General features: G+C 64.0%; 23 protein-coding genes. 18 read left to right on the forward strand and 5 right to left on the reverse strand.

Features of this window, described 5'->3' with window-relative positions:
* The first annotated feature begins 68 nt into the window (after positions 1 to 68).
* The 4 genes from CEY11_RS06655 (at position 69) to CEY11_RS06670 (ending at position 4,145) form a co-directional block, all read left to right on the forward strand.
* Positions 69 to 977 (forward strand): LysR substrate-binding domain-containing protein, encoded by a 909-nt coding sequence (locus tag CEY11_RS06655; RefSeq protein ID WP_088602554.1) that lies wholly within the window; start codon positions 69 to 71, stop codon positions 975 to 977.
* Between the two features lie 182 nt (positions 978 to 1,159).
* The gene (locus tag CEY11_RS06660) at positions 1,160 to 2,143 is read left to right on the forward strand and encodes a Bug family tripartite tricarboxylate transporter substrate binding protein (RefSeq protein WP_158215214.1); all 984 of its coding nucleotides are present in this window, start codon (positions 1,160 to 1,162) and stop codon (positions 2,141 to 2,143) included.
* 35 nt (positions 2,144 to 2,178) lie between these two features.
* Positions 2,179 to 3,021 carry an alpha/beta fold hydrolase gene (locus CEY11_RS06665; protein ID WP_088602556.1) on the forward strand — a complete coding sequence of 281 codons (843 nt, stop codon included), beginning with the start codon at positions 2,179 to 2,181 and terminating at the stop codon, positions 3,019 to 3,021.
* A 146-nt stretch (positions 3,022 to 3,167) separates the two neighbouring features.
* Positions 3,168 to 4,145 carry a quinone oxidoreductase family protein gene (locus tag CEY11_RS06670; protein WP_088602557.1) on the forward strand — a complete coding sequence of 326 codons (978 nt, stop codon included), beginning with the start codon at positions 3,168 to 3,170 and terminating at the stop codon, positions 4,143 to 4,145.
* 23 nt (positions 4,146 to 4,168) lie between these two features.
* On the opposite strand, the gene CEY11_RS06675 is transcribed toward CEY11_RS06670, so the two are convergent.
* Positions 4,169 to 4,870 (reverse strand): GntR family transcriptional regulator, encoded by a 702-nt coding sequence (locus tag CEY11_RS06675; RefSeq protein ID WP_143322714.1) that lies wholly within the window; start codon positions 4,868 to 4,870, stop codon positions 4,169 to 4,171.
* A gap of 163 nt (positions 4,871 to 5,033) precedes the next feature.
* Here CEY11_RS06675 and CEY11_RS06680 point away from each other — a divergent pair, with 163 nt between their 5' ends.
* The 4 genes from CEY11_RS06680 to CEY11_RS06695 all read left to right on the forward strand — a co-directional run bounded on the left by CEY11_RS06680 (position 5,034) and on the right by CEY11_RS06695 (position 8,668).
* Entirely contained in the window at positions 5,034 to 6,035 is a 1,002-nt protein-coding gene (locus tag CEY11_RS06680) for a Bug family tripartite tricarboxylate transporter substrate binding protein (protein WP_088602559.1), read from the forward strand.
* Positions 6,036 to 6,108: 73 nt separating this feature from the next.
* Complete coding sequence (locus tag CEY11_RS06685; protein ID WP_158215215.1) at positions 6,109 to 7,341, forward strand: 3-isopropylmalate dehydratase large subunit; 1,233 nt, start codon at positions 6,109 to 6,111, stop codon at positions 7,339 to 7,341.
* Between the two features lie 74 nt (positions 7,342 to 7,415).
* Positions 7,416 to 7,952 carry a 3-isopropylmalate dehydratase small subunit gene (locus CEY11_RS06690; protein ID WP_088602561.1) on the forward strand — a complete coding sequence of 179 codons (537 nt, stop codon included), beginning with the start codon at positions 7,416 to 7,418 and terminating at the stop codon, positions 7,950 to 7,952.
* The gene (locus CEY11_RS06695; RefSeq protein WP_088602562.1) at positions 7,949 to 8,668 is read left to right on the forward strand and encodes an RraA family protein; all 720 of its coding nucleotides are present in this window, start codon (positions 7,949 to 7,951) and stop codon (positions 8,666 to 8,668) included. The genes CEY11_RS06690 and CEY11_RS06695 overlap by 4 nt, the downstream gene beginning before the upstream one ends.
* An 18-nt stretch (positions 8,669 to 8,686) precedes the next feature.
* On the opposite strand, the gene CEY11_RS06700 is transcribed toward CEY11_RS06695, so the two are convergent.
* Positions 8,687 to 9,412 carry an IclR family transcriptional regulator gene (locus CEY11_RS06700; protein ID WP_088602563.1) on the reverse strand — a complete coding sequence of 242 codons (726 nt, stop codon included), beginning with the start codon at positions 9,410 to 9,412 and terminating at the stop codon, positions 8,687 to 8,689.
* Positions 9,413 to 9,515: 103 nt separating this feature from the next.
* On the opposite strand from CEY11_RS06700, the gene prpB reads away from it, so the two are divergent.
* From prpB to CEY11_RS06720, 4 genes are read left to right on the forward strand one after another with little or no spacing between them, the layout of a single operon-like run.
* Positions 9,516 to 10,427, forward strand: coding sequence for a methylisocitrate lyase (prpB, locus tag CEY11_RS06705; protein WP_088602564.1), 912 nt, complete (start codon positions 9,516 to 9,518; stop codon positions 10,425 to 10,427).
* Positions 10,428 to 10,448: 21 nt separating this feature from the next.
* Complete coding sequence (locus CEY11_RS06710; RefSeq protein WP_088602565.1) at positions 10,449 to 11,420, forward strand: Bug family tripartite tricarboxylate transporter substrate binding protein; 972 nt, start codon at positions 10,449 to 10,451, stop codon at positions 11,418 to 11,420.
* 24 nt (positions 11,421 to 11,444) lie between these two features.
* Positions 11,445 to 12,326, forward strand: coding sequence for an amidohydrolase family protein (locus CEY11_RS06715; protein WP_143322718.1), 882 nt, complete (start codon positions 11,445 to 11,447; stop codon positions 12,324 to 12,326).
* Entirely contained in the window at positions 12,313 to 13,323 is a 1,011-nt protein-coding gene (locus CEY11_RS06720) for an Ldh family oxidoreductase (protein WP_088602567.1), read from the forward strand. The genes CEY11_RS06715 and CEY11_RS06720 overlap by 14 nt, the downstream gene beginning before the upstream one ends.
* Positions 13,324 to 13,371: 48 nt before the next feature.
* Here the strand turns inward: CEY11_RS06720 and CEY11_RS06725 are convergent, their stop codons facing one another.
* Positions 13,372 to 14,325 carry a LysR family transcriptional regulator gene (locus CEY11_RS06725; RefSeq protein WP_158215216.1) on the reverse strand — a complete coding sequence of 318 codons (954 nt, stop codon included), beginning with the start codon at positions 14,323 to 14,325 and terminating at the stop codon, positions 13,372 to 13,374.
* Between the two features lie 73 nt (positions 14,326 to 14,398).
* Between CEY11_RS06725 and CEY11_RS06730 the strand changes: the two genes are divergently transcribed.
* Genes CEY11_RS06730 through CEY11_RS06750 form a run of 5 tightly spaced genes read left to right on the forward strand, consistent with a single transcriptional unit; the run spans position 14,399 to position 21,665 of the window.
* Positions 14,399 to 15,241, forward strand: coding sequence for an amidohydrolase family protein (locus CEY11_RS06730; RefSeq protein ID WP_088602569.1), 843 nt, complete (start codon positions 14,399 to 14,401; stop codon positions 15,239 to 15,241).
* Positions 15,238 to 17,280, forward strand: a complete 2,043-nt coding sequence (locus CEY11_RS06735) for a hydantoinase/oxoprolinase family protein (RefSeq protein WP_158215217.1) — start codon at positions 15,238 to 15,240, stop codon at positions 17,278 to 17,280. Before CEY11_RS06730 ends, CEY11_RS06735 begins: the two co-directional genes overlap by 4 nt.
* On the forward strand, positions 17,277 to 19,001 hold the full coding sequence (locus tag CEY11_RS06740) for a hydantoinase B/oxoprolinase family protein (protein ID WP_088602571.1): 1,725 nt from the start codon (positions 17,277 to 17,279) through the stop codon (positions 18,999 to 19,001). Before CEY11_RS06735 ends, CEY11_RS06740 begins: the two co-directional genes overlap by 4 nt.
* 24 nt (positions 19,002 to 19,025) lie before the next feature.
* On the forward strand, positions 19,026 to 20,000 hold the full coding sequence (locus CEY11_RS06745; RefSeq protein WP_088602572.1) for a Bug family tripartite tricarboxylate transporter substrate binding protein: 975 nt from the start codon (positions 19,026 to 19,028) through the stop codon (positions 19,998 to 20,000).
* A 33-nt stretch (positions 20,001 to 20,033) separates the two neighbouring features.
* Positions 20,034 to 21,665, forward strand: coding sequence for a class I adenylate-forming enzyme family protein (locus CEY11_RS06750; protein ID WP_233154744.1), 1,632 nt, complete (start codon positions 20,034 to 20,036; stop codon positions 21,663 to 21,665).
* A gap of 57 nt (positions 21,666 to 21,722) precedes the next feature.
* Here CEY11_RS06750 and CEY11_RS06755 read toward each other — a convergent pair whose 3' ends face one another.
* Positions 21,723 to 22,940, reverse strand: a complete 1,218-nt coding sequence (locus CEY11_RS06755; RefSeq protein ID WP_088602574.1) for an MFS transporter — start codon at positions 22,938 to 22,940, stop codon at positions 21,723 to 21,725.
* Between the two features lie 331 nt (positions 22,941 to 23,271).
* On the opposite strand from CEY11_RS06755, the gene CEY11_RS06760 reads away from it, so the two are divergent.
* Positions 23,272 to 23,769 carry a DinB family protein gene (locus CEY11_RS06760; protein ID WP_088602575.1) on the forward strand — a complete coding sequence of 166 codons (498 nt, stop codon included), beginning with the start codon at positions 23,272 to 23,274 and terminating at the stop codon, positions 23,767 to 23,769.
* Positions 23,770 to 23,825: 56 nt separating this feature from the next.
* Here CEY11_RS06760 and CEY11_RS06765 read toward each other — a convergent pair whose 3' ends face one another.
* Positions 23,826 to 25,013, reverse strand: coding sequence for an ABC transporter substrate-binding protein (locus tag CEY11_RS06765; RefSeq protein WP_088602576.1), 1,188 nt, complete (start codon positions 25,011 to 25,013; stop codon positions 23,826 to 23,828).
* Positions 25,014 to 25,060: the final 47 nt, after the last annotated feature.

The following is a 25,060-nucleotide window of genomic DNA, read 5'->3' on the forward strand; positions in this document are numbered from 1 at the left end:
ACTCGGTTTGTTCATTACCTGCATGAATGTCCAGAGCCTATATGCCTGGCCGTCACCGAAGCCGCCCTATGAATCCGCGCCTGCTTGCTCCGTCGATGTCTTTGCTGGCCGCCTTCGAGGCCTCGGCGCGCCACTTGAGCTTCACCCGGGCCGCGACGGAATTGTCCCTGACTCAAAGCGCGGTCAGCCGGCAGGTTCAGGCGCTTGAACGGCTACTGGGGGTGGCGCTCTTTCGCCGCGAGAACCGCCATATTCAGCTTACCGACGCGGGGGCCATGTACCTGCGCGAGATAGGCGGCGCGCTGCAGCGCATCCGCAATGCCTCGCTGCAGGCACTGAGCTATCGGGCCGGCGGCGGCTCGGTGCATCTCGCGGCGCTGCCTACGTTCGGCGCAAAATGGCTCATGCCCCGAGTTAGCGGCTTCTACGCACGCCATCCCAATACCCTGGTGCATTTGCATTCGCGCATAGGCCAGTTCGACCTGTCGCTGGCGGGCATAGACGCGGCCATCGGCGTCAGCGATACGCCCTGGCCCGGGCTGATCTCCCATCGCCTCTTCGACGAGCATCTGATGCCCGTCATCAGCCCGGCGCTCAAGCGGGAGCGGCCGATCAACAGGGCCGAAGACGTGGCGCAGCACCTCTTGCTGCAGGTCACCGCGCGATCCGACGTGTGGCACCGCTGGTTCAGATACAAGAGCCTGCCGGCAGCCAGCATGCGCCTGGGCCCACAGTTCGAGCTGACGTCCCACTTGATCCAGGCCGTTGCGGCCGGCCTGGGCGTGGGCCTGGTGCCGAGTTTCCTGGTCGAGGACGAGCTCCGCAGCGGACAGTTGGTACTCGCCCTCGACGAGTCGTTTGCCAGTTCGTTCCGTTATTACCTGTACATTCCCATCGATCGAACCGAACTGCCGGCTGTGCGGGCACTGACCGAGTGGCTGCTGGATACCGCCGCCGCGGGCCGGGCAAAGGGTTGAGGCGCTCGGGCCGGTGCGCTGGCGGGGCCGGCGGCAGCCCCCTTTGCTTCGTGCCGCTATATTGTTGCAAGCACTTCCTGCATTCATTTTATGAATGGATAAAGCGCGTACTTTTCGTTTGAGCAAACGCCATGGGCGTTGCAGAATTCCTGAAACTACTATTAATTCAGGAGACGAAAAACATGGAATTTTCTATGCACCGACGGTCGGTACTGGCGGCGGGATCGCTGGCGGCGCTTGGTGGCGCTTTCCTGACCAGGCCCGCGAGGGCCGAGAGCACCACCCAGATGCTGGTGGGTTTTTCCGCCGGCGGCTCGACCGACATCGTGGCTCGCACGCTTTGCCCGCCGCTGGGGCAGCGGCTCGGGCAGAACATCGTGGTAGAAAACAGGGCGGGCGCCAGTGGGATACTGGCGGCCCACTTGTTGCTGCGTTCCCCGGCCGACGGCCGCCATTTGATGGTCGCCCCCCAAACCAGCACGATCATGGCGCAGATACTCTACCCTGATCGAGTCAAGTACGACACGGTACGTGACTTCACGCCGCTTACCGATCTGGGCCAGTCTCCCCTGGTTCTGGTGGTGCCGTCCGGGTCATCCATCCATAGTGTGGCCGACCTGGTGGCGCAAGCGCGCAAGGAACCGGGCAGAATGACGTATGGCTCCGGCGGGGTAGGGACTTCGCTGCATATCGCCGGGGCGCTGCTGGCGGATGCCGGCCGGGTGAAGATGCTGCATGTGCCCTACCAGGGCGAAGCCAAGGCTGTCATCGGCCTGCTGAGCGGACAGCTGTCCTTCATGTTCTCGAATATTTTCGTGGTTCTGCCTTATATCAAGCAGGGAAAATTGAGGGCATTGGCGGTTACCGGCACGGATCATTCTACGCATCTTCCCAAGGTGCCCACGCTGAGTTCCCAAGTGCCGGTGACGCTGGATGCTTCCACCTGGTATGGCTTGTACGCCCCGAAGGAGCTGCCCGACAAGGTCGCCAACCATATCGTCTCCGCCGTCTGGGCCGTGATGGGTAGCCCGAAGGTAAGCAAGCAGCTGGCTGTCATGGGCATCACTTCCTCGCCGAACACGCCGGCACAGTTCAAAGAATTCCTGCGCAAGGAACTGGCCGCCGCGAAGGCAGCGGTGGCCCAGGCCGGGATCGCAGTGACATAGAAACATTTCTTCTTTTTTTTGACACGGGTATTTTGATGAAACTGCTTCCCCGTACCATTCGTGCCAACGGCATCGATATCGAGTATGACATTGCGGACTACACATTGCCGTGGCTCGAGCAAGAGCCCGAAACCATTCTTTTGCACCATGGGTTCTGCCGCAACATGGACTTTTGGCGCCAGTGGGTTCCCGATCTATCGCGCAATTATCGAGTGCTGCGCTTTAATTCCCGGGGTTGTGGTGCAACCACCGAGCCCGAACCCGGTGCGCGCTATGACGCGCTGGTGCTCATGGAAGACGCAATCGCCTTGCTCGATGCGCTGGAAATTCCCAAGGTTCACTGGATCGGCGAGTACTCGGGAGGCGTGTTCGGCCTGTTGGCGGCCATACATCACCCGGACAGGCTGAATACGCTGACCATTATCAATTCCCCATTCAAATTGAACAGCTCCACTGCCCAGGCCTACAGCGCCGGGCAGGGCAGCCACGTCGAGGCCATCACCCGCCTGGGCAGTGCCGGCTACAGCCGCAGCACCATCGAACTTCGGCTGGACTTGTCCCGCGCCAGCGACGCGGTGCGGGAATGGGTGATCGCGGAAATGGGCAAGGTGGCGCCGCACGTGGCGATCGGCCACATCCAGCTCACCCTGGACGCCAATCTGCTCAAGGATGCGGCTTCGATCCGGATTCCGGTGCTCAATCTTGTGGGCGAGCACAGCCCCATGGCGCAGGCCGAGCAGCTAAACGCCGTGCGCGCGTCCATGCCCGATGCGCAAGTGGTAGTCTTCGAGGGCTATGGCCATGCCATCAATCTCCTGGCTGCCGAACGCTGCCTGACCGAGGTGAACCGCTTTCTGTGCGAACATTCCGCGCGATGATCGGATACGGGTGGGGCACCCCGCTTCCCGTAATCCAGGACTTCTCGCAGTTGATGATGTGCTGATGTCATTCGCGAGCTATCGCGGATCAATTCCATGCTGTATAACCCACTGTATTTGTGAGCCACAGTACAAGGAACCACAGCATGCATGCTCCCGCCATAGTTCTGCGCGCAGCCGGCGAGCCCGATCAGCTGCGCCTGGAAGACGTGGAGGTCGCCGAGCCTGGCCCGGGGGAAGTGCAGATCCGGCACACGGCTATCGGCGTCAACTTCCACGATGTGTATGTGCGTTCGGGGCTGTACCATACCTTGCCCCTGCCGGGCATACCCGGCATAGAAGCCGCCGGCGTCGTCACGGCCACCGGGCCCGGCACCACGCAATTCCGGCCCGGCGACCGCGTAGCCTATATGACCCGGCAATACGGCTGCTATGCCGCCGCTAGAATCATCGACGAAGATCTGCTCATTCCTTTGCCGGACGCTGTATCCGACGAGCTTGCCGCAACGCACCTGCTCAAGGGGCTTACCGCGTATGCGCTGCTGCATGAGGTCTATGCCGTCAAGCCGCGGGATCGGGTGCTTGTGCATGCCGCGGCCGGCGGCGTGGGGGCCTTGCTTTGCCAATGGGCCGCGGCCAAGGGGGCTTGCGTGATCGGCACGGCCGGCAGCCAGAAGAAGGCCGGGTTCGCCCTGCAGCACGGATGCTCGCATGCCATTCTTTATCGCGAAGAAGACTTCGTGCGGCGGGTCGATGAAATCACCGCCGGGCAAGGCGTGCAGGTCGCCTATGACTCGGTGGGCAAGGATACTTTCTTTGGTTCTCTGGCCTGCCTGGCGCCTACGGGCCATTTGGCCAATTTCGGCCAGTCTTCCGGGGCCGTGCCGCCCTTCGAAGTGTCGCAGTTGTTCAAGAAGTCGAATTCCCTGTCGCGCATGAGCGTATTCGTGCAGTTGCGCGATGTCGGCCATCGCCGCGACGTTGCGCGGCAGCTGCTTGCAGCCTTCGGCGACGGCACGCTGAGCCCCAGTCCCGTGCAGCGCTTCAGCCTTGCGGACGCGGCGCAAGCCCATCGCGCCATGGAGTCGCGGGAACGAATGGGCTCGCTGCTGCTGGTGCCGTAGCCGGCCGGTATATCGGGAAGAAGCTACGCTTCTTGCAGCTTCTTTGCCGGGGCTCGCGTGCGGCGCGTGCCGGTCTTCTTCGGCGCTTGCCCGTCTGCCTTGGCGGCATGCAGCACTTCTTCCAGGTACGCCAGCGCAATCTTACGCGCGCGCATGTTGTAGATGACCGCGGCAGCGTGCGCGGCTTCGGAGTCGCGCGCCTTGATGCCTTCCAGCAATGCCAGCAAGTCCCGGATGCTCTCGGTGGGCCGGCCCGGCACCCGCAGGGACGACGCCCACATGAAGCTTAGCTGGGTATTCAGCTGGCGCAGCAGGTCGGGAAGGCCGAGGTTGCCCGATCCCTGCATGAAGCATTCAAAGAAATCGTTCTTGGCCACGCGAACGAAATGCCGGTCTTTTTGTTGCAGGGCGGCCTCGAGCGCGTGTATGCGCTGCTCGAGCATGGCGATGTCCTGGTCGGTGCCCTGGCTGGCGAAGCGCCGGGCCGCCAGGCATTCCAGGGTGGCGCGGATCTCCCATAAGTCCAGAAACTCTTGCTTGCTCAGTTGGCGTACGACCGGGCCTTTGTTGGGAATCAATTGAACCAGCCTTTCGGCTTCCAACTGCCGCAAGGCCTCGCGGATCGACGTGCGGCTGACCCCCAGGCGGTCGCACAGTTCGCGTTCGACCAGGCGGTCGCCGGGCTTGTACACGCCCTCGATGATCAGGGTCGACAGCCGTTCCAAGGTCTCTGAGTAAACACTATTTTTTACATATTTCACAATAAATTACTTTTTTCTTGATGAGCTAATTTTTAATCGTCATACAATCTTTGAAAATAATAAGCATAAATCCTAATTTATGGGTATATAAATATTAGTTTGTCATACAATTAAGGTCGAGGACGATATGGAAATACGCCGTTTATGCAGTAGTGTCTGTCTGGCCGTGGCAAGTGTCGGTTTTTCCGCCACATTGCTTGCCCAGCCGGCCTCATCGAGTTCCGCGCAATCATATCCCGATAAACCCATACGCCTGATCGTCCCTTTTGCGCCCGGCGGCAACACGGATGTGGTATCGCGCATCGTGGCCGACGGCCTGGGCAAGGTGCTGCATCAATCCGTCGTGGTCGAGAACCGGGCCGGCGCGGCGGGCATCGTCGGTACAGAGTACGTGGCTCATGCCGCGCCGGACGGCTACACATTGTTGGTGGGCCATATCGGCGCCTTGACCATCAATCCGTATATTTATTCCAAGCTGCCCTACGATACTTTGAGGGACTTCATGCCGATCAGCTTGTCGGCAAAAACCGCGCTCATCTTGTGCGCCGCGCCCAAAATGGGCTTCAAGACCGTCAGCGACCTGGTCGCGGCGGGTAAAAAGGATCCCGGCAAGCTTACCTTCGGGACGGCGGGCATAGGCAGCGCGGCCTATATGGCCTCGGTGCTGTTCAGCCATCGAACCGGCATCAACGCGCTGGCGGTGCCCTACAAAGGCGCGGCACCCGCCACCACGGCGGCGGTCAGCGGCGAGGTGTCCTACATTTTCGGCGGCCAGGCTCCGGCCCAGGGCCTGATCAACGACGGGCGCCTGCATCCCATGGCGGTCACCGGCGATCGGCGCAGCCCCTTGTTCCCCAATGTGCCGACCATGGCCGAAGCGGGGGTACCGAACTTCGAGGTGGAAGACTGGAACGGCATTTTGGCGCCCAAGGGCACTTCGCCGGCCATCATCAAGAAATTGAATACGGCCATCGTGCAGGTGCTGCACGACCCCGCCACGCAGAAAAGGCTGATCTCGCTGGGTTTCACGCCGTCGCCCACGACGCCGCAGGGGTTCACGCAATTCATCAAAAGCGAAATGGCCAAGTGGTCGAGCGCGGCCAAGGCCGCTCACGTGAAGGTGAACTAGTGGCCCGGGCAGGGAAGTCCGTTCGTCGGATTTCCGGCTCGAGACACCCAACGCAGGTGTATTGAAAATGGCAATGACAATGTCGGAAAAGATCCTGGCACGGGCCGCGGGCAAAGCCCAGGTCGTGCCGGGCGAGATCATCCAGCCCGATCCCGAGCTGGTGATCATCCACGACGGGTACGTCAACATGGCGTACAAGCAGCTGTCGGACATCGGCTACCGCAAGATCACCAAGCCTGAAAAGGTCATGATCATCACCGATCACAAGTCGCTGCACCTGACCCCCGAAGCCATTATGGGCGCCAAGAACCATAGGCACGTGGCAGAGCAATGGGGGGTGAAACACTTCTTCGGCGCGGGCCAGGCGGGACACGGCCACATCTATCCCATGGAGGCGGGGCTCGTCCGGCCGGGCATGTTCCTGTTTTCCTACGACATGCACTGCACTAATTTTGGTGCCGTGGGCGCCTATGCCCAGCGCGGGGGCCCCGACATCATTACCGTGCTGGCCACCGGCTCGCTCTTGATGTCGGTGCCGCCTACCGTGCGTATCGAACTCGCCGGGCAGTTCAAGCCCGGCGTGCATCCGCGCGACCTGGGGTTCTGGCTCTGTTCGCAATTGGCGCCCGACAGACTGGGCATCGATTTCGATTATCGGGTCATCGAGTTCGCCGGCCCGGTCATAGAAAGCATGCCTCTGTCGTCCCGGGTGGCGCTGTGCAATACCTTGACGGAAATAGGCGTGGCCAATGTGATGTTCCCGCCGCGTCCGGGCAAGGGGGCGGAACGGGCGGTGTTCAGCGACGACGATGCCGCCTTCGAACACAGGATAGTGTTGGACATCGGCAAGATCAGCCCTCAGGTCGCGCTGCCCGGATCTCCCGACCGGGGCGTTCCGGTCGATGAGGTCGCGGGGGTGAAAATCGATCATGCTTTCATCGGAGCCTGTGGCTCTGGGATGTATGACGATTTCGAATTGGCGGCCAAGCTGCTGAAAGGCCGGCACGTTGCTTCGCACGTGCGGCTGTTCGTGGTGCCGGGCACGGTGGCCATCGGCAAGCAGATGGCCGATGACGGTTTGTCCAACATCTTTGCCGACGCGGGCGCCATACAGCTGCCCGCGGGTTGCGGCCTGTGCGCCGGTGGATTGGGCGGGCCGCTGGCGTCGGGAGAGGTGTCCATTTCTACGGCAGCCACCAACGGCGCGGGCAGAATGGGGGCCAAAGATGCCCAGTGTTATTTGGGCAGCCCCATTACCGTGGCGCTCTCGGCAATCAACGGCTGTATTACAGATCCTCGCTCTTGAGTGTGCTGCAGACGCAAGGCCGGCGCACGACGGCCGGCTCAAGTGGCGAACGTTCATCGCAAAGGTGTATACGAATGACGAACTGGATTCAGCAGGGCAATGCCCATGTGTTGGGCGACAATGTGCCCCACGATGGGGGCATGATAAGTTTCGACAAGGTCATAGGCCGGGTGATCGATCCGGAAGAGCTGACCCCTTTGCTGTTCAAGGAAGTGGATCCCACCTTGGCCAGCCGCATCGGGCCCGGGGACTTCATCGTGGCGGGCAAGAATTTCCTGGCGGGCAAGGCGCACAACAATGCCCTGTATGCCTTGAAGGCCCTGGGCGTGGGCATCTTGTGCGAATCCATGGGGGTGCGCGCCTATCAGGGCGTGTACAACCTGCCGGTGCTTTGCCTGAAAGACTGCAAAGACATCAGCCATCTGATCGGGGATGGCGACGCCTTGCAGGTCAACTATCAGACGGGGGAAGTGCGCAACCTGAGCAGCGGGCAGGACTATTCCTTTTCGCCCATGCCCACAGGTGTGCAAAGCATTATCGAACAAGGCGGCACGCTCGGGATGCTGACCCAGCATCTTAAAAACAACCCACAGCTAGGCGAGTTGGCATGACTATCGAACTGACGGGCCGCGTCGCCCGGGAAAAAATCAAACTGCTGGAGCCGCCGCGGCTCGATGCGGACACCCTGGCCCAATTCGAGGCCCTGGGCGATGCAAGTTCGGCGGTGTCCGATGCGCTGGACGCCCTGGGTGTCGGCGGCGCCGTCAGCGGCTCGGTCTTGCGCTGCATCATGCCGCGCGCCCGCTTGGTGGGCACGGCATTGACGCTGAGAAACGCGGCCCGCGACGGCGACCCGCACCAGCTGGCCCAGGCCAAGGACAGCCGCATGGGGGAAATCGAATGCCACAACCTGGCGCGCCCCGGCGATGTGCTGGTGATCCAGGGGGTGTCGGGGGCGTCGAATATGGGCAGCGTGGGCGGCCGCATGGGGAAGCGCCAGGGCGAGCGCGGCGCCATCGTCGACGGTGCAGTGCGCGACGTGCCCGATTTCCAGGATATCAATTACCCCATCTGGTCGAAGGAAGTGACGCCCATGACGGGCAAGTGGCGGGTCGAGTGCGTGGAAATAAACGGGCCCGTCAAGATTTGCGGGATCGACGTCCATCCCGGCGATCTGGTGGTGGCGGACGGTGCGGGGGTGTGCTTCGTGCCGCGCCAGCATATTGCCGCCGTGCTGGCCTTCGCCCAGAAAAAGGTGCAGGCCGAGGCGGACAAGTGCGCCGAGATCGACAGCGGCAAGAGCATCGTGGAAATGGCGCGGCGCTGATCTTCAGCCTGCGATCCGTCAGCCCGCGGTCGCCAGGGCCCGCGTCAGCGCTTCGCTGCTTGCGATAAGCGCGTTCAGGTGGGCGGCCAGTTCGGCGTGGCCCAGCCGCGCCGATTCGGCGGACACGCACAGTGCGCCGAACAGGCGCCGGCGCGCGCCGAACACCGGCGTCGAAATACTGCACACCAGCGGGTCGCGCTCGCCCACCGAGACGTGGTAGCCGCGCCGCCGGATGGTGTCGTACAGCGCGCCTTTCTGGCCCGCGTAAGCCAGGAGAATGTGGCCTGAAGCGCCTTTGTCCAGGGGCAGGCGTTCGCCCGCGCGGATGTAGTGCCGCTCGAGGCTGGGGCGCTCGACCCGCGCTACGCAGGCGCGGCTGGAGCCTTCGCGCACGAACAGGGCGGTCGTTTCGCCGGTGGTGTCGGTCAGGGCGCGCAGCACGGAATCGATCACGTCGCGCGCATCGAAGGCGGTCTGGTAGCGCACCCCCAGCCAGCCGGCGGCCGGGCCCAGGCGCCAGCGGCCGTCGTCCCATTGTGTCAGGTAGCCCGAACGAGCCAGCGTGCGCGCGGTGCGCAGCACCGTGGTCTTGCCCATGCCCACGCGGCGGCTGAGCTCGGACAGCGTCATGCCCTGTTCGTGCGGCCGGAACGCGTCCAGCAGCATGAGTGCGCGCGTCACGGCGTACACATTTTCGCGATCGGCGGGGTCGGGAGGAGGCAGGATAGACGGGCGGGATTCCATAGTTTGTTCCGCTATGCACAACTCGATTGTAGGTGGATGACGGGCTCCGGACAATACGGCTCATTGGACGTTTGACGCATAGGACAACCAGGAGCCTTCCATCATGCTGATAGACAAACTGAAGCCGTCCGGCACTCCGGGCCAGCGCTTCCGCGCCGCGCTGGCCCGCAGCCAGCCACTGCCCGTAGTGGGCGCGATGAACCCTTTCTGCGCATTGCTGGCCGAGCGCGCCGGCCATCAGGCCGTGTATCTGGCCGGCGGCGGCATGGCGACTTACTCGCATGGCTTGCCCGACCTGGGCCTGACCACCATGACCGAGGTGCTGCAGGACGTGCGGCGCATGACCGATGCCTGCGACCTGCCTTTGATGGTGGACGTGGACACCGGTTTCGGCGGGGCCTTCAATATCGCCCGCCTGATCAAGGGCCTGATCAAGGACGGCGCGGCGGCGATCCACATTGAAGACCAGGTGCAGCTGAAGCGCTGCGGCCACCGCCCGAACAAGGCGCTGGTGGGCACGGCCGAAATGGTCGACCGCATCAAGGCCTGCGTGGATGCCCGCAGCGATGACTCGTTCTTCCTGGTGGCGCGCACCGATTCGCTGGCCAACGAGGGCCTGCAGGCGGCGATCGACCGCGCCTGCGCCTATATGGAGGCCGGCGCCGACATGATCTTCGCCGAGGCCTGCGGCGAGCTTGGCCAGTACCGCAGCTTCGTACAGGCCATAGACCGTCCGCATTCGGTCATGGCCAATATCACCGAGTTTTCGATGACACCGACCTTTACGCTGGACGAGCTGCGCCAGGCCGGCGTGTCGGCGGCGCTGTATCCCTTGTCGGCGGCGCGTGCCATGGCGGCCGCGGCGCAGAACGTATACCGGGCGATTCTCGAGGACGGATCGCCGCGCAGGATGCTGGGCGCCATGCAGCCGCGCACCGAACTCTATGAAGTGTTGAACTACCACGCCTATGAAGCCAAGTACGACGAGCTGTTCGCCGCTGGCGCTGACAAATAACCGTAGACTCAGGAGACCATCATGAATCGATCTGGACACTTGAACCGCCGCCACCTTTGCGCGGCGCTGCTGGCCGTGGCGTCGCTGGCGGCGGCCGGCACGGCCGGCGCCAAAGACATACTGCGGTTGGTGGTGCCGTTTGCCGCCGGCAGCTATACCGACAATGTGGCGCGCCTGGTGGCGCCGGGGCTGGCGCAGCATCTGGGCAAGGACGTCATCGTCGAGAACCGCGCCGGCGCCAATGGCATCATCGGCGCCAGCTACGTGGCGCACGCCAAGCCGGACGGGCTGACGCTGCTGGTCGGCGGCGCCAGCGTCAACACGATCAACCCCGGCGTGTACAAGAACCTGCCCTATGACCCGGAACGCGACTTGCTGCCGGTGGGGCGCATCGGGGTGCTGCCGTTCATGCTGCTGGTCAACCCCAGTCTGCCCGTGCATACGGTGGCCGAGTTGATTTCCTACGCCAAGGCGCACCCCGAAAAGCTTTCATACGGTACGCCCAATGCCGCCACCCTGGTGGGCACTGAGACCTTCAAGCGCGAGGCGGGCATCAAACTGCTGAGCATTCCGTACAAGTCCAGCCCGCAGGCCATGACCGACCTGGTGGGCAATCAGATCCAGGTGCTGATGGCCGATTTCGCCACGGCCATGCCGCAGGTGAAGACCGGCAAGGCGCGCCTGCTGGCGGTTACCATGCAGAGCCGCTCCGCCTTGCTGCCCGACACGCCGCCCATCAGCGATACCGTGCCGGGTTTCGACCTGTCGGCCTGGACCGGCCTGCTGGCCCCCGGCAAGACGCCGCTGGCAACGGTCAAGCCCGTCTACGAAGCCTTGCGCGCCTCGCTGGCCGCCCCCGCGCTGCAGGCCAAGTTCAAGAACATCGGCTTTGAAATCAACCCCATGGGGCCGGAAAAATTCGGCCCGTACATTCACAGCGAGATCCAGAAATGGAAGAAGCTGGCCCACGAAGCCGGGATCGAACCTCAATAATCGCCGCCAGGGATATTGCCCATCATGACTGAGCCCCAAAATCTTGCGAGCGCCCCGCCGTCCTATGCGGTGGACAGCCACGCACATGTGCTGGACAGCGCCGCGTTTCCGTTCAGCAACCCGGTCGGCTACAAGCCTGCGCCCAATGAAATCGGCACCTCCCAGGAATTCCGCACCGTGCTGGCCGCGCATGGGCTGACGCACGCCCTGGTGGTCAACCCGTTCGCCGGCTACGCCACCGACAATCGCTGCATGCTGGACGGCATCGCCGCTTCCGGCGGGCGCTGGAAAGGCGTGGCGCTGGTCGGCCACGACGCCACCGACGCCCACTTGCAGGCGCTTGCCAACGGGGGCGTGGTGGGGGCCCGCTTCAACACGCTGTTCAGCGGCGCCACGTCGCTGGAAGGGCCTGCCGGGCTGCGCCTGCTCGAACGCATCAAGGACATGGGCTGGTTCGCCCAGATCTACTACCACGACGACGGCCTGTTGACCTTGCTGCCTATATTACAGGCGGCCGGCATACGGGTGGTGGTCGATCACTGCGGCTGCCCGACGGTGGATCAGGGCCTGCAGCAGCCGGGCTTTCAGGCCTTGCTGGAGCTGGGCCGGCGCGGCAATGCGGCCATCAAGCTTTCAGGGGCGTTCCGCTCGTCGCGCCAGCCCTGGCCGTATGCGGATTGCGATCCCTACGTGCAGGCGCTGGTCGACGCCTTCACGCTGGACAATTGCGTGTGGGGGTCGGACTGGCCGTTCGTGCGCGTGCCGCGGCGCATGGATTACGGCCCGGTATACCGCTTGCTGGAGCGCTGGCTGCCCGATCCGGCGGATCGGCGCCGTGTGCTGTGGGACACCCCCTGCCGCTGGTTCGGCTTCAACGCTCCGGAAGACAGCCATGCCGGCCGCTGATGCGCAGCGCCGCCACCTGGGCGCGGCGCAGGCGCGCGAGCTGTCGCTGCGCGCATTGCGCGGCATCGGCTACAGCGCCGCGCAGGCCGAGGTGCTGGCCGGCCACATGCTCGATGCCGCCTTGTGCGGCTACGAGTATTCGGGGCTGCCCAAGATCCTCAACCTGGCCGAATACCGGCACAAGCGCCAGCCCAGCGGGCCGATGCAAGTAGTGCACGAGACGCCGCTGTCGGTGATGCTGGATGCCGCCGGGCACAACGGCATGCTGGCCGTGCAAGACGCCACCGAGCGCGTCATCGAAAAAGCGAGCCAGCAGGGCTTTGCCGTGGCAGGGGTCTACAACAGCTGGATGAGCGGGCGCAGCGCCTACTATGTGGAGCAAATCGCCCGGGCGGGCCTCATAGGCCTGCACACCATCAGCTCGCGGCCGCAGGTGGCGCCGCCGGGCGGTGCGCGCGCCGCGCTGGGCACCAACCCGATCGCGTTCGGATTCCCCACGCAGGGCGACCCGCTGCTCATCGACATGGGGACTTCCTCCCTGATGTTCACCGACCTGGCCCTGCGGGCGCGGCGCGGCGAATTGCTGCCCGAGGGCGTGGCCATCGATGCGCAGGGCCGGCCGACGCGCGATCCGGTCGCGGCCAGCCAGGGGGCGGCGCTGCCCTTCGGCGGCTACAAGGGTTTCGCGCTGGCGCTGGCGATGCAGGCGCTGGGCGTATTCGCCGGCTCCGGCTTCGGCGCCGAAGGGGCGGGGTATTTGCTGCTGGCCATGCGCCCCGACCTGATGCTGCCGCTGGATCGCTATCGGGCCGACTTGTCGGCCAACCTGGCACGCGTCAAGGCCACCGAGCGCCAGCCCGGCGTGAGCGAGATCCGCATCCCTTCCGAGCACGCGTTCGCGCAGCGAAAGGCCAAGCTGCAAGCCGGCATCGAGATCGACGCCGAGGTGTATGACGCGCTGCAGCAGCTGGCGGCCAAGGCCGACGGGGGGGCATAAGGCCTGGCGCAACGCTGGTTGGGCCGTTCTTTTTCGGGGTGGCTGGGCTCAGGTGTTCCGTTTGCCAGCCGCCGCGTGGTGGTGGTTGGCCGAGCTGCGGCACCAGGGCGATGTGCTGGTGCGTTCCAGAATGGACTTGCGGATGATTCGCTCCAGCTGATGCGCGGCCCGCGAGCGCGGGCGTTCGCGGGCGCGGATTATCTGCAGCCGGTTGGGAATGGCGGGCCGGTATGAAATGATCACCAGGTCGGGATGGGGCCGGGCGATCAGCATGAACGGATCCACTACTGCGACTCCCGCTCCGGCCTGAACCAAGTCCAGAGCCTGCTGGGTCTGATTGATGACAATGTCGGCGTCCCGGCGCACCCCGATGTCGCTGAACGACCGGCGCACCAGCCGGCCGGTGGCCGTGTCTTCGCGCAGGCAGATCAGCGGCTCGTCCTTGATTTGGCGGGGCCCCAAGGTTTTACGCCCGGCCAGGCGGTGCCCGCGGGGCACCACGCAGACACAATCGGCCTGGCAAATGAATTCCACGTCCAGGTAAGGATTGTCGGTTGGCGCGTGCACCAGGCCGAAGTCTGCGTGGCTACGCGCAACCTCGTCGACCACCACTAGCGTCTGGAGCACCCTCAGCTCGACCTGGATGTCGGGCCAGTCGCGCGTAAAACGGGCAATTGCCGGGGTGACAAAGGAATAGGCGATCGAGGGAACCACCGCCAACGTCACGCGGCCGACGTCGCCGGTGGAAAGCTGGCGCATCAGCTTGGACACCGCGCCCACTTCATTGCGCACGCGTTCGACCTGGGGCAGCAGGGTTTCGGCCTCCGGGCTGGGAAACAGGCGGCCGCGCACGCGCCGGAACAGTACGAACCCGGCGGATTCTTCGGCCAGCCGCAGCGACTTGCTGACCGCGGGTTGGGATATGCCCAGCAGGCGCGCCGCCTCGCTCAACGAGCCGGTGTGCATGATGGCATCGAAAATTTCCAGCTGGCGCAGATTCATTTCCAAGCCATAACTATAAGTACCAGATATTGAAACTATCAGTATAGGAAGAAGCTGATAGGATTTCAACGCTATGAAACTCATCGACTTCAACAGCCGGCCGCCGATTTCCGCGTATCAGCCGAACGCGGATCATCTGCAAAACTACCGCCGCGTTTATCGTGCCAGCGAGGCGCAAGCGAGCGGCAGCTTGCAGGACTATCTGCAGGCATACGACAGGCTGGAGGCCGAGCGCGTCGTCGTCAAGGCCAAAGATGCGCAAAGCACATTCGGGGTCAAGACCTCCAACGAGGAGGTGGCCGGTTTCTGCGCAGAACATGGCTCCCGCTACGTCGGCTGGGCCGGCGTGGATCCGCACAAGGGCGAGGCGGCGGTCGACGAGCTGCGCTACGCGGTGCGCGAATTGGGGCTGCGCGGCTTGAACCTGCAATGCTTCGAACACCGCCTGGCCATCAACGATCCGCAGATGATCCGGTTGTACCGGGCCTGCGTCGAACTGGACATCCCCGTCAACATTCATTGCGGCATCAATTTCTCGACTCACTCCCTGATGGAGTATGGGCGGCCGCTGCTGCTGGATGAGGTCATGGTCGCCCTGCCGCGGCTGCGCGTGGTGGCTTCGCCGCCGGGCTGGCCCTGGGTGCACGAACTGGTCGGCGTGGCATGGCGCCACCGCAATCTGTATATCGGCGTATCGGCCGTGCGGCCCAAGTACCTGGCCGTAGCGGGCTCCGGCTACGAAGGGCTGCTGCAATACGGCAACAGCGTCCTGCAAGACCAGATGATCTTCGGCACCTCTTATCCCATGCAGCCGATCGACCGTGCGGTCGAAGAGCTGCTGGCCCTTCCCCTCAAAGACAGCGTCAAGGAAAAATGGCTTTATTCGAATGCCGCCAGGCTGCTGGAGCTGGCATGATCCGCATCGGCATCGACATCGGGGGAACCTTCACCGACGTGGTCGCCGCCGGCGGCGGGCAGGTGCGCATCACTAAAGTGCCTTCCACACGCGCGGATCCCAGTGCGGCGGTACGCAAGGTGCTCGATGAAGTACTGCCCGAATGGGGCGTGCCTTTTGGCGACGTGGCCCGCTTCGTGCATGGCACTACTGTGGCCACCAATGCCGTGCTGGAGCGACGCGGAGCGCGTGTCGGGCTGCTGGCCACCGATGGATTCACCGACGTGCTGGAAATCGGCCGCCAAAACCGCCACCAGGTCTATGACCTGATTCTTAAGCCCGAGACACCCGGCTTTCTGGCTCCAGGGGCGTTGCGCCGCGGCGTCGTGGAAGCGGTCGAACCGGACGGCCGGGTGCGCATACCTCTGGATGAGGAATCCCTGCGGCGCAGTGTGGAGTCGCTGGTGGCAGAGGGTGTAGAGGCGATTGCCATCTGTTTCTTGTACAGCCACGTCAATCCGGTACACGAAAGGGTAGCGGCCGAATATATCCGCGGCCGCCATCCGGACATCATCGTGTCACTGTCTTGCGACATCGATCCCGCGTTCCGGGAATATGAACGTACCGTCGTGACCTGTTTCGATGCGTATATCAAAGGCGGCCTGGAGCGCTACCTGGAGAACATGGAATCCGATCTGGCCCGCGTGGGCATCCCCGCGTCGCTGCAGATCATGCAGTCGCGCGGCGGGGTCTGCGGGGCCAAGGTGGCGCGGCAGCGCCCCATCCGGCTGTTTTTGTCGGGGCCCGCGGCCGGCGTGGTGGGCGCATGCGAAGTGGGCCGTTCGGTCGGTTGCGAGAATGTCATCACGGTCGACATCGGCGGCACCAGCTCCGACATCGCGCTCGTAGCCCAAGGGCAGGCCTTGGTTAGATCCGAGGGCTGGCTCGACGGCTACCGCATCCGGGTGCCCATGGTGGATGTCAATTCGATCGGAGCCGGCGGAGGCAGCATCGCCTGGATCGACGTAGGCGGCGGCCTGCGCGTCGGGCCGCAGTCGGCCGGGGCGCAGCCCGGCCCGGCCTGCTACGGCCGCGGCGGCACGCAAGCCACCGTCACCGACGCCTCGGTCGTGCTCGGCCTGCTCGACCCGGGCTACTTCGCCGGCGGATCCCTGCAGCTGGATCCCGCGCTGGCTGCGGACGCCGTCCGCAGCTGCGTGGCCGAACCCCTGGGCATGTCCTTGCATGAAGCCGCCCTCGGCATCCATCGGGTGGTCAACGCGCAAATGGCCGAAGGCATCCGCCTGGTATCGATCAGCCGTGGCGTCGATCCGCGGGAATTCGCGCTGATGCCGTTCGGCGGCGCCGGCGGCCTGCATGCCGCCGCCCTGGCTCGCGAGCTGGACATGCGAACCATCATAGTGCCGCGCGCGCCGGGGGTGCTGTGCGCATCGGGCCTGCTTAGCGCCAAGACCGAGCATGAGGCGTCGGCGGCTTTCTTGTCCAAGTTCGCCGATACCGATCCTTCTGAAATTCTGGCGGTCTGTGACCGGCTTGCCGGCGACTGCGCCCGGCTGATGGCCATCGAGGGCATATCCGCCGAACAAGTCCAGACGCAATGTTATGCCGACGTTTGCTATATGGGCCAGTCGCACTACCTGGAAGTGCCAATTGCCATGGACGACCCCGAACACTTGATCGAGCGGGCCTATGAAAGTTTTTGCGCCCTGCATGCCCAGGTTTATGGGCACAGCACCCGTTCGCCGGCGCGCTTTGTCAATTTGCGAGTCGTGCAGCGGTCGGACAATCAGGCCGCCAGCGACCAGTCCGGGGCAACCCGATCCGAGCCGGGGGCGGCCAAGGGCGTGCGCCAGGTGCTGTTCGAAGACCAGCCGGGGTTCGTTCCGGCGCAAATTTTCCAGCGCGACACCTTGATACCCGGGCAGCTCATTATTGGCCCGGCCATCATCGAGCAGGCCGACACCACTACTCCCATAGAGCCCGGGTGGCAGGCCCGCGTAACCGACAACGGAGTGTTGATCCTGCGGAGGCACGCATGACCCCTCTTGAATCGGCATCCATGACGGCGCCAGCCGCGCGGCAGCCGGGCGTCGACTTGCCCGATCCCGCTGACGATCCCGTCGTGCAGGAAGTGGTGCGCAACAAGCTCGAGGGCATCGCCAACGAAATGCAGACCACGCTGCTGCACAGCGCCTTTTCGCCTATCGTCAAAGAGGGCATGGACTGCTCGGCCGCGATCTTCACCGCCGACGGCCAGACGATCGCCCAGGCGACGGCCATACCCATCCATCTGGCGACGATGATTCCGGCGCTCAAGGCCGTGCGGGATACCTACCCGGTGGACACCATGTCGCCGGGCGATGTCTACATCATGAACGACCCGTATTGCGGTGGTACTCATCTGCCCGACATCACTCTGTTCGTTCCGATATACGCCGAAGGGCAGGTCATCGCCTTCAGTGTCGCCACGGTGCACCACCAGGATGTCGGGGGAATGGAGCCCGGCTCCATTCCGACCCGGGCCACCGAGATCTACCAGGAAGGGTTGCGCTTGCCGCCGCTGAAGTTCCGCGATGCCGGGAAGCCCAACGAAACCCTGGAACAAATTCTGCGCTACAACATCCGCGTTACGGACACCTTCCTGGGCGACCTGCATGCCCAGCTGGCGGCCTGTCTCGTCGGAGCCCGCCGCGTGGCCGAACTGAGCTCGCGCTACGGCATGGATACCTTGTGCCGGATATTCACGCGGCTGCTGGATCGCTCCGAAGCCATGACCCGCGAAGCGCTGCGCAGGCTGCCCGAAGGCACCTACCGGTGCGTGGACTATCTGGACAATGACGGCGTCGAGCTGGACAAACGCGTGCGCATCGAGGTCGCCGTCACACTGCGCGACGGCACACTGCACTGTGATTTCACCGGTACTGATCGCCAGCTGCGCGGCCCGCTGAATTGCGTGCCATCCAGCACGCAGGCCGCCGTCTACTATGTCCTGCGCGCGCTGACCGACCCCCAGATCCCCACCAACGGCGGGTGTTTCCGCCCCGTCACGCTGCATCTGCCCGAGGGCTCGCTGGTCAATCCGCTTCCTCCCGCACCGGTCAACGCGCGTACCGCGACGATCAAACGCATCTGCGGCATGATCATCGGCGCTTTGGCCGAAGCCAATCCCGCCGAGCTTCCCGCCACCTCGGCAGGAATATCGGTCATGTTGGCGTTCGGCGGCACGCGGCCGGATGGCAGTCCGTTCATCGTCAGCGAACTGATCGCCGCCGGCACGGGAGCCAGCCGCTACGGCGATGGGGTGGATTGCCTGCAGACCGACGGCACCAACAGCATGAACCTGCCTATAGAGGCCTTGGGCACCGACGCGCCGATCCGTGTGCATCGCTTCGGGCTGCGCCGTGATTCCGGCGGCGCGGGGTGGTTCCGCGGCGGCCTGGGAGTTGTCAAAGAATACGAGTTCCTGGCCGACGGCATTCGCATGTCGTATCGGGGCGAGCGCCACAGCACCCGCGCGCGCGGCCTGCTTGGTGGGCAAGACGGCGCCATGTCGCAAGCGGCCATACACCGCCGCGACGGAAGCATCGAACCCATCGCTTCGAAAACCACCACCACAGTGAACGCCGGCGACCGGCTGGTGGTGGAGACGGCCGGGGGCGGCGGCTATGGCGAGCCCGGACGGCGCGATCCCGCCGCGCTGGCGTCGGATGTCGCCAATGGGAAAGTCAGCAGCGAGGCAGCAGATACTCTCTACAAATGAGCGGCTTTACAAGGGGGCTACACCATGAAACGCAATATTTTCGCTTGCCTTTCGCTATTGGCGTCGGCGCTATTCCTGACCGTATCGAGTGCGGCGGCGGCCAGCACCTATCCTTCCAAGCCCATACGCATCATTCTTCCATTCGGCCCCGGCTCGTCCACCGACGTCATCATGCGCATCATCATTGCGCCCTTGGCAAAGTCGCTGGGCACGACGGTATACGTCGATCCCAAACCAGGCGCCGACGGTGCCATCGCGGCATTGGAAGTAGCGCGTGCCGCGCCCGACGGCTACACACTGGGAGTGGGTAGCGGCAGCCCCATGGCGGCCGTGCCGTATCTGCGCAAGAACCCGCCCTACGATCCGGTGAAAGACTTCACGCCGATCGTGGATCTCGGCCGGTACACGGTTTTTCTGTATGTGAATTCGGCACTTCCCGTCCATACTTTCCAGCAATTCGTCGACTACGTGCGGCGCAACCCCGGCAAGCTGTCGTACGCCACGGGCAATGCCAGCGGCATCGTGGCATTTGCCCAGCTTTGCACCCTGACGGGGATGAAGATGTTGAGCGTACCCTACAAGAGCGCGCCACCCGCCATGATGGATCTGGTGGCGCACCGGGTGGATGCCATGATGGATCCCCCCACCACCGCCTTGCCCTATGTGCGCAAGGGCCAGATCCGGGCATTGGTGACCACGCTGAAGGCACGCTCGCCGCTGCTGCCCGACGTACCCACAATCTATGAGGCCGGCGTTCCGCAATTCAGCATCACCAACTGGATGGGGCTGATAGGCCCTGCGGGCATGCCTGCCGACGTCGTCAAGCGGCTCAACAAGGCATTCAGCGAGGCACTGCACGATCCCCAGGTTCAGACCCAGCTGCAGGGCCAGGCGTTCATGGCCAGTCCCTCCACGCCCGCCGAATTTGGCGCGTTCATCAAGGAACAGGAAAAGTCGTATGCCGAGCTGTTGGAAAAATCGGGGTTCAAGCCGCAGTAGCCGCTGCCGCGCAAGACTGTCGTGGAGCCGATATTGAATACCGCAACCGCCGCAGAAATGGCCCGGCGCAAGCGCGAAGAGAGTATCGCGCTGCCCGAATCGCTGGGTGAATTGGTGCGTGAATGCGCCGCGCTGGAAGGCGAGCGCACATTGGCTGTCTGGTTCGAGGACGACGCGAGGCTTACATACCGGGAACTGGATAGACAGGCCGACTCTTTGGCCGACGCGCTGGTGCGGCGCGGCGTACGCAAGGGGTGCCACGTGGCCGTGATGCTGCCCAACGTGCCGGCATTCCCGGTGACGTGGGTGGCTCTGGGGCGCATCGGTGCGGTCATGGTTCCAGTCAACACCGCCTACACCTCGACCGAGCTGGGCTTTGTCCTGGCCGACTCGGACGCCCAGTTCCTGATCATCGACACCGCGTACCTGCCTGTTCTGGAAACGCTGGAGGCGCTGCCGCCGCTGCTCGCGCAAGAGCGCGTCGTCGTGCATGGTGCCTCGGCGGCGGGCCGAACGGACTGGGACACGCTGATTGCGCAGGGAAAGACTCCTTTTGTGCCGCCGACGCCAGTCGTGCGCACCGATCTGCTCAATCTGCAATACACCTCGGGAACCACCGGTTTCCCCAAGGGATGCATGCTGACCCACGACTATTGGGTCATTGCCGCGCATAACGCCGCATGGCACCGGCAATCCTCCAAAGGCAAGTTCGCTCGTACGCTCATCTGGGCGCCGTTTTTCTATATGGATCCCCTGTGGCAGTTTCTGATGACGTTGCGGCTGGGCGCTACCGCATACATCGCCCGCCGCATGAGCCTGAGCCTGTTCCTGCAATGGCTGCGTGAATACCGCATCGATTATTGCGTGTTCCCCGAGCCGCTGCTCAAGCAGCACCCGCCGTCGCCCAGTGACGCGGACATCGACCTGAAATACATCAGCATCTACGGATGGATCGAGGCCAACCGGCAAGAGGTGCAGCGCCGCTTCAAGGTGGTGGCGCGCGAAGGGTACGGAATGACGGAGATCGGCAATGCCACGCTGGTGCCAGCCGAGGCGCATGAGCAAGGGTTGTTGCGCACCTGTGGCCTGGCGTCGCCGTTTCGCGAACTGAGCATCCGCAACGAAGACGGGACGCCTACGCCGGATGGCGAGATCGGCGAGCTGTGGGTGCGTGGCCGGGCCATTTCGTGGGGCTACTACAAGCGCGCCGCGGCCAATGCGGAAAGCTATCGCGGCGAATGGTTCCGCACCGGGGATCTGTTCCGGCGCGATGCCGAAGGCTACTACTATATCGTTGGCCGCATCAAAGAAATGATCAAGCGTGCCGGCGAAAACATCGCGGCCAACGAAGTCGAGGCGGTGCTGCGCAGCCTGCCGGACATCGAGGAAGCCGCGGTGCTGGCTGTGCCCGACGAATTGCGGCGGGAAGAGGTCAAGGCCTATGTAAAGCTGACGCCGGGACTGACGCCTCGGGACATTACGCCGCGAACTATCGCCGAGCATTGCGCCGCGCACTTGGCGGCGTTCAAAATACCCCGGTACATACAGTACGTCGATGATTTTCCCCGGACTCCGTCGCGCAAGATCGCCAAGAAGCAACTGCTGGCCGATGGCGTGGATCTGCTGGCAGGCTGTTACGACCGGCAGGAGAACCGCTGGCGATAGACGGCTTGCTTCGCAAATCTCCGGTCGGCCGACGGGCATGGGCAGGCAAAGCCTGTTCTATTGTTTTCCCGTCACGCCAGGCGCTCTTTGCCCGGCAGCGTGGCCGTGCCACAGCAATACCAGGCCGCAGACCACCGATGGCACGGCCAGCAGGACATACGCCGCCGCATAGCCCGCGCCCCAGCCCACCAGCAGCGTGAACAGGGGCGGGCCGAACAGTACGCCGGCATAGGTGAAGGCAAGCGCCCCGCCTGTGGCGTCGCCGGCCTTGCCCGGGGGCGCCAGGCGCGCTACCTGCGCCAGGTATACGCCGTTCCAGCCCACCGCCGTGGCGCCGAAGGCCACACAGACCACGGCAATCAGCGCATTCGGCCATTGTGCCGAGAAGCCGGCGGTGGCAACGGCGGCCGCTCCCATTGCCAGCGCCATGCCGCCGAGTACGCGTGTGGGGCGGCCCCAGCGGTCGGAGACCGCACCCCAGGCGACGCGGGCGATTGCGCCGCCTACTTGTGCAAGCATGAGCATCATGCCCGCGGACACCAGGGACAGGCCCGTGTCCAGCATCAGGTAGGTGACCAGAAAGGTCATGAGACACAGCTGCAGGGCGGCGAAGCAAAGGGAACATAGCGCCAGGCGGCGCAGGTCGGGGTTGCCCAGGGTATAGCGCAGCGGGCCGGCCAGGCTGGCCACCGCCAGCGGCTTGCGTGGGTTGCGGTCGGCGTCTAGCGCCTTGCGCATGGGCTGGGTGAGGATGGCGGTGACCAGGCAGGCGCAGGCCACCCACAGCGCGGCCATGCGCCAGCCGCTCCACAGCACCAGGGTCGGCACCAGGGCGCCGGCCAGCGCGCCGCCTATCGGCACGCCGGTCTGCTTGAGCGAAAAAATCAGCGCCATGCGCTCGGGAGGCGCGGTCTTGGCGAGAATATGCGAGCTGGCCGGGGTAACCGGGCCATAGCCGGCGCCCAGAAGCAGGGCGCTGACTATGAACAGCGGCAGTGTCCCTGCCGCTACGCTGGCCAGGCCTATTGCGCAGGCCACCAGGCAGGCCTGGCTGATGCGTATGGCCCCGAAACGCTGCACGAGCGGGCCCGATACCAGGCTCGAGGCCATGCTGGCGCCATATACCAGTGCGATGAAAATGCCGGCGTAGCTGGCGGAAACTCCGGTCTCGGATGCCGCTTCGGGCGCCAGCACCGGCACGGTGATCACCGCCATCGACACCAGAGCCTGCACCGTCAGTGTCGTGGCCAGCGGGGCCAGTGTCGCGTTACGCATTGGTGTCTACAGGCATCTGCGGGCGTGACGGCATGGAGTGCGGGTGGCGGCTGGCGGGGGATTGCACGTTCGGGGGGGCTCCGAGTCTGGATGACGGGTCGATACACCCTCCATCGTAACCGACCCGCCCAGGGCTGGCCCCCGTTTAGGGGGGCCAAAGCCTGGTACGGCTTGGGCGCCCGGGAACTCGGCGCTATTGGCTTGCGCGCCGCAAAGCGGTAGGCTAGCGGCCGATGCCTGCAACCGCAGGCATCGGCCGCGGCCGGTCGCCGTTGCGCCCGAGCAGGGAATCCGCGGCTGCTGTCAGTGCATGGAAGAGAGAATTTCAATCATGATGACGAAAGAAACCGTCCTGATGCTCGCCCGGTACAGCGACTGGGCCGACCAGGTTCTGTTCAAAGCCATGGCTGGCTTGCCCGCCGGTGCGGTGTACAAGGTCGGCCCATCGGTGTTCGGCTCTATGGTCAACACGCTGAATCACAACTATCAGGTCGACATGATCTGGCGCGCGCATCTGCTGGGTGTAGCGCATGGCTTTACCTCGCGCCGCGACGTGCTGCATCCCGAACTCGCTGATCTGGTCAAGGCGCAGTCCGAGGTCAATCAATGGTATATCGATTGGGCGCAGGCCCAGGATGCCGAGAGTCTTGCCGAGCGGCTGAAGTTCAATTTCGTTTCAGGCGCCCCGGCTGAAATGCCCCGAGGCGGCATGTTCCTGCATGTCGTCAATCACAAGACCTACCATCGCGGCTGGGTAGGCCAGATGTTTTTCGACTTCGGCGCCAAGCCTCCCCAGACCGATCTGAGCGTATTCCTGTGCGAGACCTGAGCTGAAATGCGGCGGGCCCCGTAGGGCCCGCCGATCGATCGCGTCGATCGGATGGGTCAGCGGCTGCTGACTGTCCAGAGGTCGCGCCAGTATTGCAGCTTTTTGAAGTCGTCGGGCGTGCTGGCCGAGTTGTTGGCAAACATCTGGGCGGTGAGCTTGTCCACGCCCGATGCTTCGCTTGCGGGCATTTTGGCGTTGCGATTCGTGGAGATCTTGCCGTCTTCCATTTGCGGCAGCATGCCTTCAGCCGACATCATGTAGTGCACGAACAACTTGGCGGCGTTGGGGCTTTTGGTGCCGGCGGCGATGACGGCGACGCGCGGCGTCAGCTGGCCGATCCAGGGCGTCATCTGCTTGCAGACGGCCATGGGGAAGTGCTGCTTCTTGGCGTGGCTGAAAATGGCCGCGCTGACGAAGCCTATGACAGGGTTCTGGGCAGTGCTGGCGCCGACGATGGGGCCGACGTCGGTATCGCTTTTTTGCACTTTGATCTTGTTGGCCGCAAAGCGCTTGACCCATTCGGCCATGGCGGTGGGCTCTTTGGTTTCCAGCGGCTTGCCGAAGTATTCTTTATAGGCCTCTTTCATCTTGGTGTCCGCGTTGTCCGCGATCTGGTTGAACCAGAACATGGTCTCGTTGCGCAGCAGGGGGTCGGGGATGCTGATCTTGCCCTTCCATTTCTTGTCGGTAAGGGCCCACATGTTGTTGACCGGGCAGGTGTCGCCGTAGACGGCCGGGTTGTAGACCCACACCCACGCGTTCAGGCTGGTGATGGCGGGGTGCTGGTATTCGGGCGGTGTCTCGTTCTTCAGATCGGGCGGCATCCAGCTGACGGCGATGCCCTGCGGCAGGAACTGCGCCGTGACATCGGGCAGGTTGCTCATGTTGAAGGCGTCGTGCCGCACGTTGTGCGCCTGGGCCTCGCGCACCAGGACTTCTTCCTGGTTCGACGCCGACATTTTCTCGCCGGTGGCCTTGATGCCGTATTTTTCAGAGAACTTCTGGGCCATGACCTTGATCTTGCCGGTGGCGTCCACCACGGTGATCGGGGGCTCTTTCTTGGCCGCCTCGATCAGCTTGTCCAGGCTGTATTCCGAGTCGGGAATGCCCAGGCCGGTGCTGCCGTTGGATGCCGCGGCGCCCGCGCCGGGCGCTGCATGGGCGGCATGGCCCAGCATCAGCGCCGCCGCAAGGGCCGACGCCATGAATAGGGTTTTATTTGCCTGAGTCAGTTTCGTATGCATTGCTGCCATCTCCTTATTGGTCTGTGTCTGTAGCGGCGCACCTGTTG

Source organism: Candidimonas nitroreducens (assembly GCF_002209565.1).
Classification (GTDB): domain Bacteria; phylum Pseudomonadota; class Gammaproteobacteria; order Burkholderiales; family Burkholderiaceae_B; genus Candidimonas; species Candidimonas nitroreducens.

Coding starts and splice junctions, on each gene's coding strand:
- CEY11_RS06655 (WP_088602554.1), top strand. CDS start 69: ATGAATCCGCGCCTGCTTGCTCCGTCGATGTCTTTGCTGGCCGCCTTC.
- CEY11_RS06660 (WP_158215214.1), top strand. CDS start 1,160: ATGGAATTTTCTATGCACCGACGGTCGGTACTGGCGGCGGGATCGCTG.
- CEY11_RS06665 (WP_088602556.1), top strand. CDS start 2,179: ATGAAACTGCTTCCCCGTACCATTCGTGCCAACGGCATCGATATCGAG.
- CEY11_RS06670 (WP_088602557.1), top strand. CDS start 3,168: ATGCATGCTCCCGCCATAGTTCTGCGCGCAGCCGGCGAGCCCGATCAG.
- CEY11_RS06680 (WP_088602559.1), top strand. CDS start 5,034: ATGGAAATACGCCGTTTATGCAGTAGTGTCTGTCTGGCCGTGGCAAGT.
- CEY11_RS06685 (WP_158215215.1), top strand. CDS start 6,109: ATGACAATGTCGGAAAAGATCCTGGCACGGGCCGCGGGCAAAGCCCAG.
- CEY11_RS06690 (WP_088602561.1), top strand. CDS start 7,416: ATGACGAACTGGATTCAGCAGGGCAATGCCCATGTGTTGGGCGACAAT.
- CEY11_RS06695 (WP_088602562.1), top strand. CDS start 7,949: ATGACTATCGAACTGACGGGCCGCGTCGCCCGGGAAAAAATCAAACTG.
- CEY11_RS06700 (WP_088602563.1), bottom strand. CDS start 9,412: ATGGAATCCCGCCCGTCTATCCTGCCTCCTCCCGACCCCGCCGATCGC.
- prpB (WP_088602564.1), top strand. CDS start 9,516: ATGCTGATAGACAAACTGAAGCCGTCCGGCACTCCGGGCCAGCGCTTC.
- CEY11_RS06710 (WP_088602565.1), top strand. CDS start 10,449: ATGAATCGATCTGGACACTTGAACCGCCGCCACCTTTGCGCGGCGCTG.
- CEY11_RS06715 (WP_143322718.1), top strand. CDS start 11,445: ATGACTGAGCCCCAAAATCTTGCGAGCGCCCCGCCGTCCTATGCGGTG.
- CEY11_RS06720 (WP_088602567.1), top strand. CDS start 12,313: ATGCCGGCCGCTGATGCGCAGCGCCGCCACCTGGGCGCGGCGCAGGCG.
- CEY11_RS06725 (WP_158215216.1), bottom strand. CDS start 14,325: ATGAATCTGCGCCAGCTGGAAATTTTCGATGCCATCATGCACACCGGC.
- CEY11_RS06730 (WP_088602569.1), top strand. CDS start 14,399: ATGAAACTCATCGACTTCAACAGCCGGCCGCCGATTTCCGCGTATCAG.
- CEY11_RS06735 (WP_158215217.1), top strand. CDS start 15,238: ATGATCCGCATCGGCATCGACATCGGGGGAACCTTCACCGACGTGGTC.
- CEY11_RS06740 (WP_088602571.1), top strand. CDS start 17,277: ATGACCCCTCTTGAATCGGCATCCATGACGGCGCCAGCCGCGCGGCAG.
- CEY11_RS06745 (WP_088602572.1), top strand. CDS start 19,026: ATGAAACGCAATATTTTCGCTTGCCTTTCGCTATTGGCGTCGGCGCTA.
- CEY11_RS06755 (WP_088602574.1), bottom strand. CDS start 22,940: ATGCGTAACGCGACACTGGCCCCGCTGGCCACGACACTGACGGTGCAG.
- CEY11_RS06760 (WP_088602575.1), top strand. CDS start 23,272: ATGATGACGAAAGAAACCGTCCTGATGCTCGCCCGGTACAGCGACTGG.
- CEY11_RS06765 (WP_088602576.1), bottom strand. CDS start 25,013: ATGCATACGAAACTGACTCAGGCAAATAAAACCCTATTCATGGCGTCG.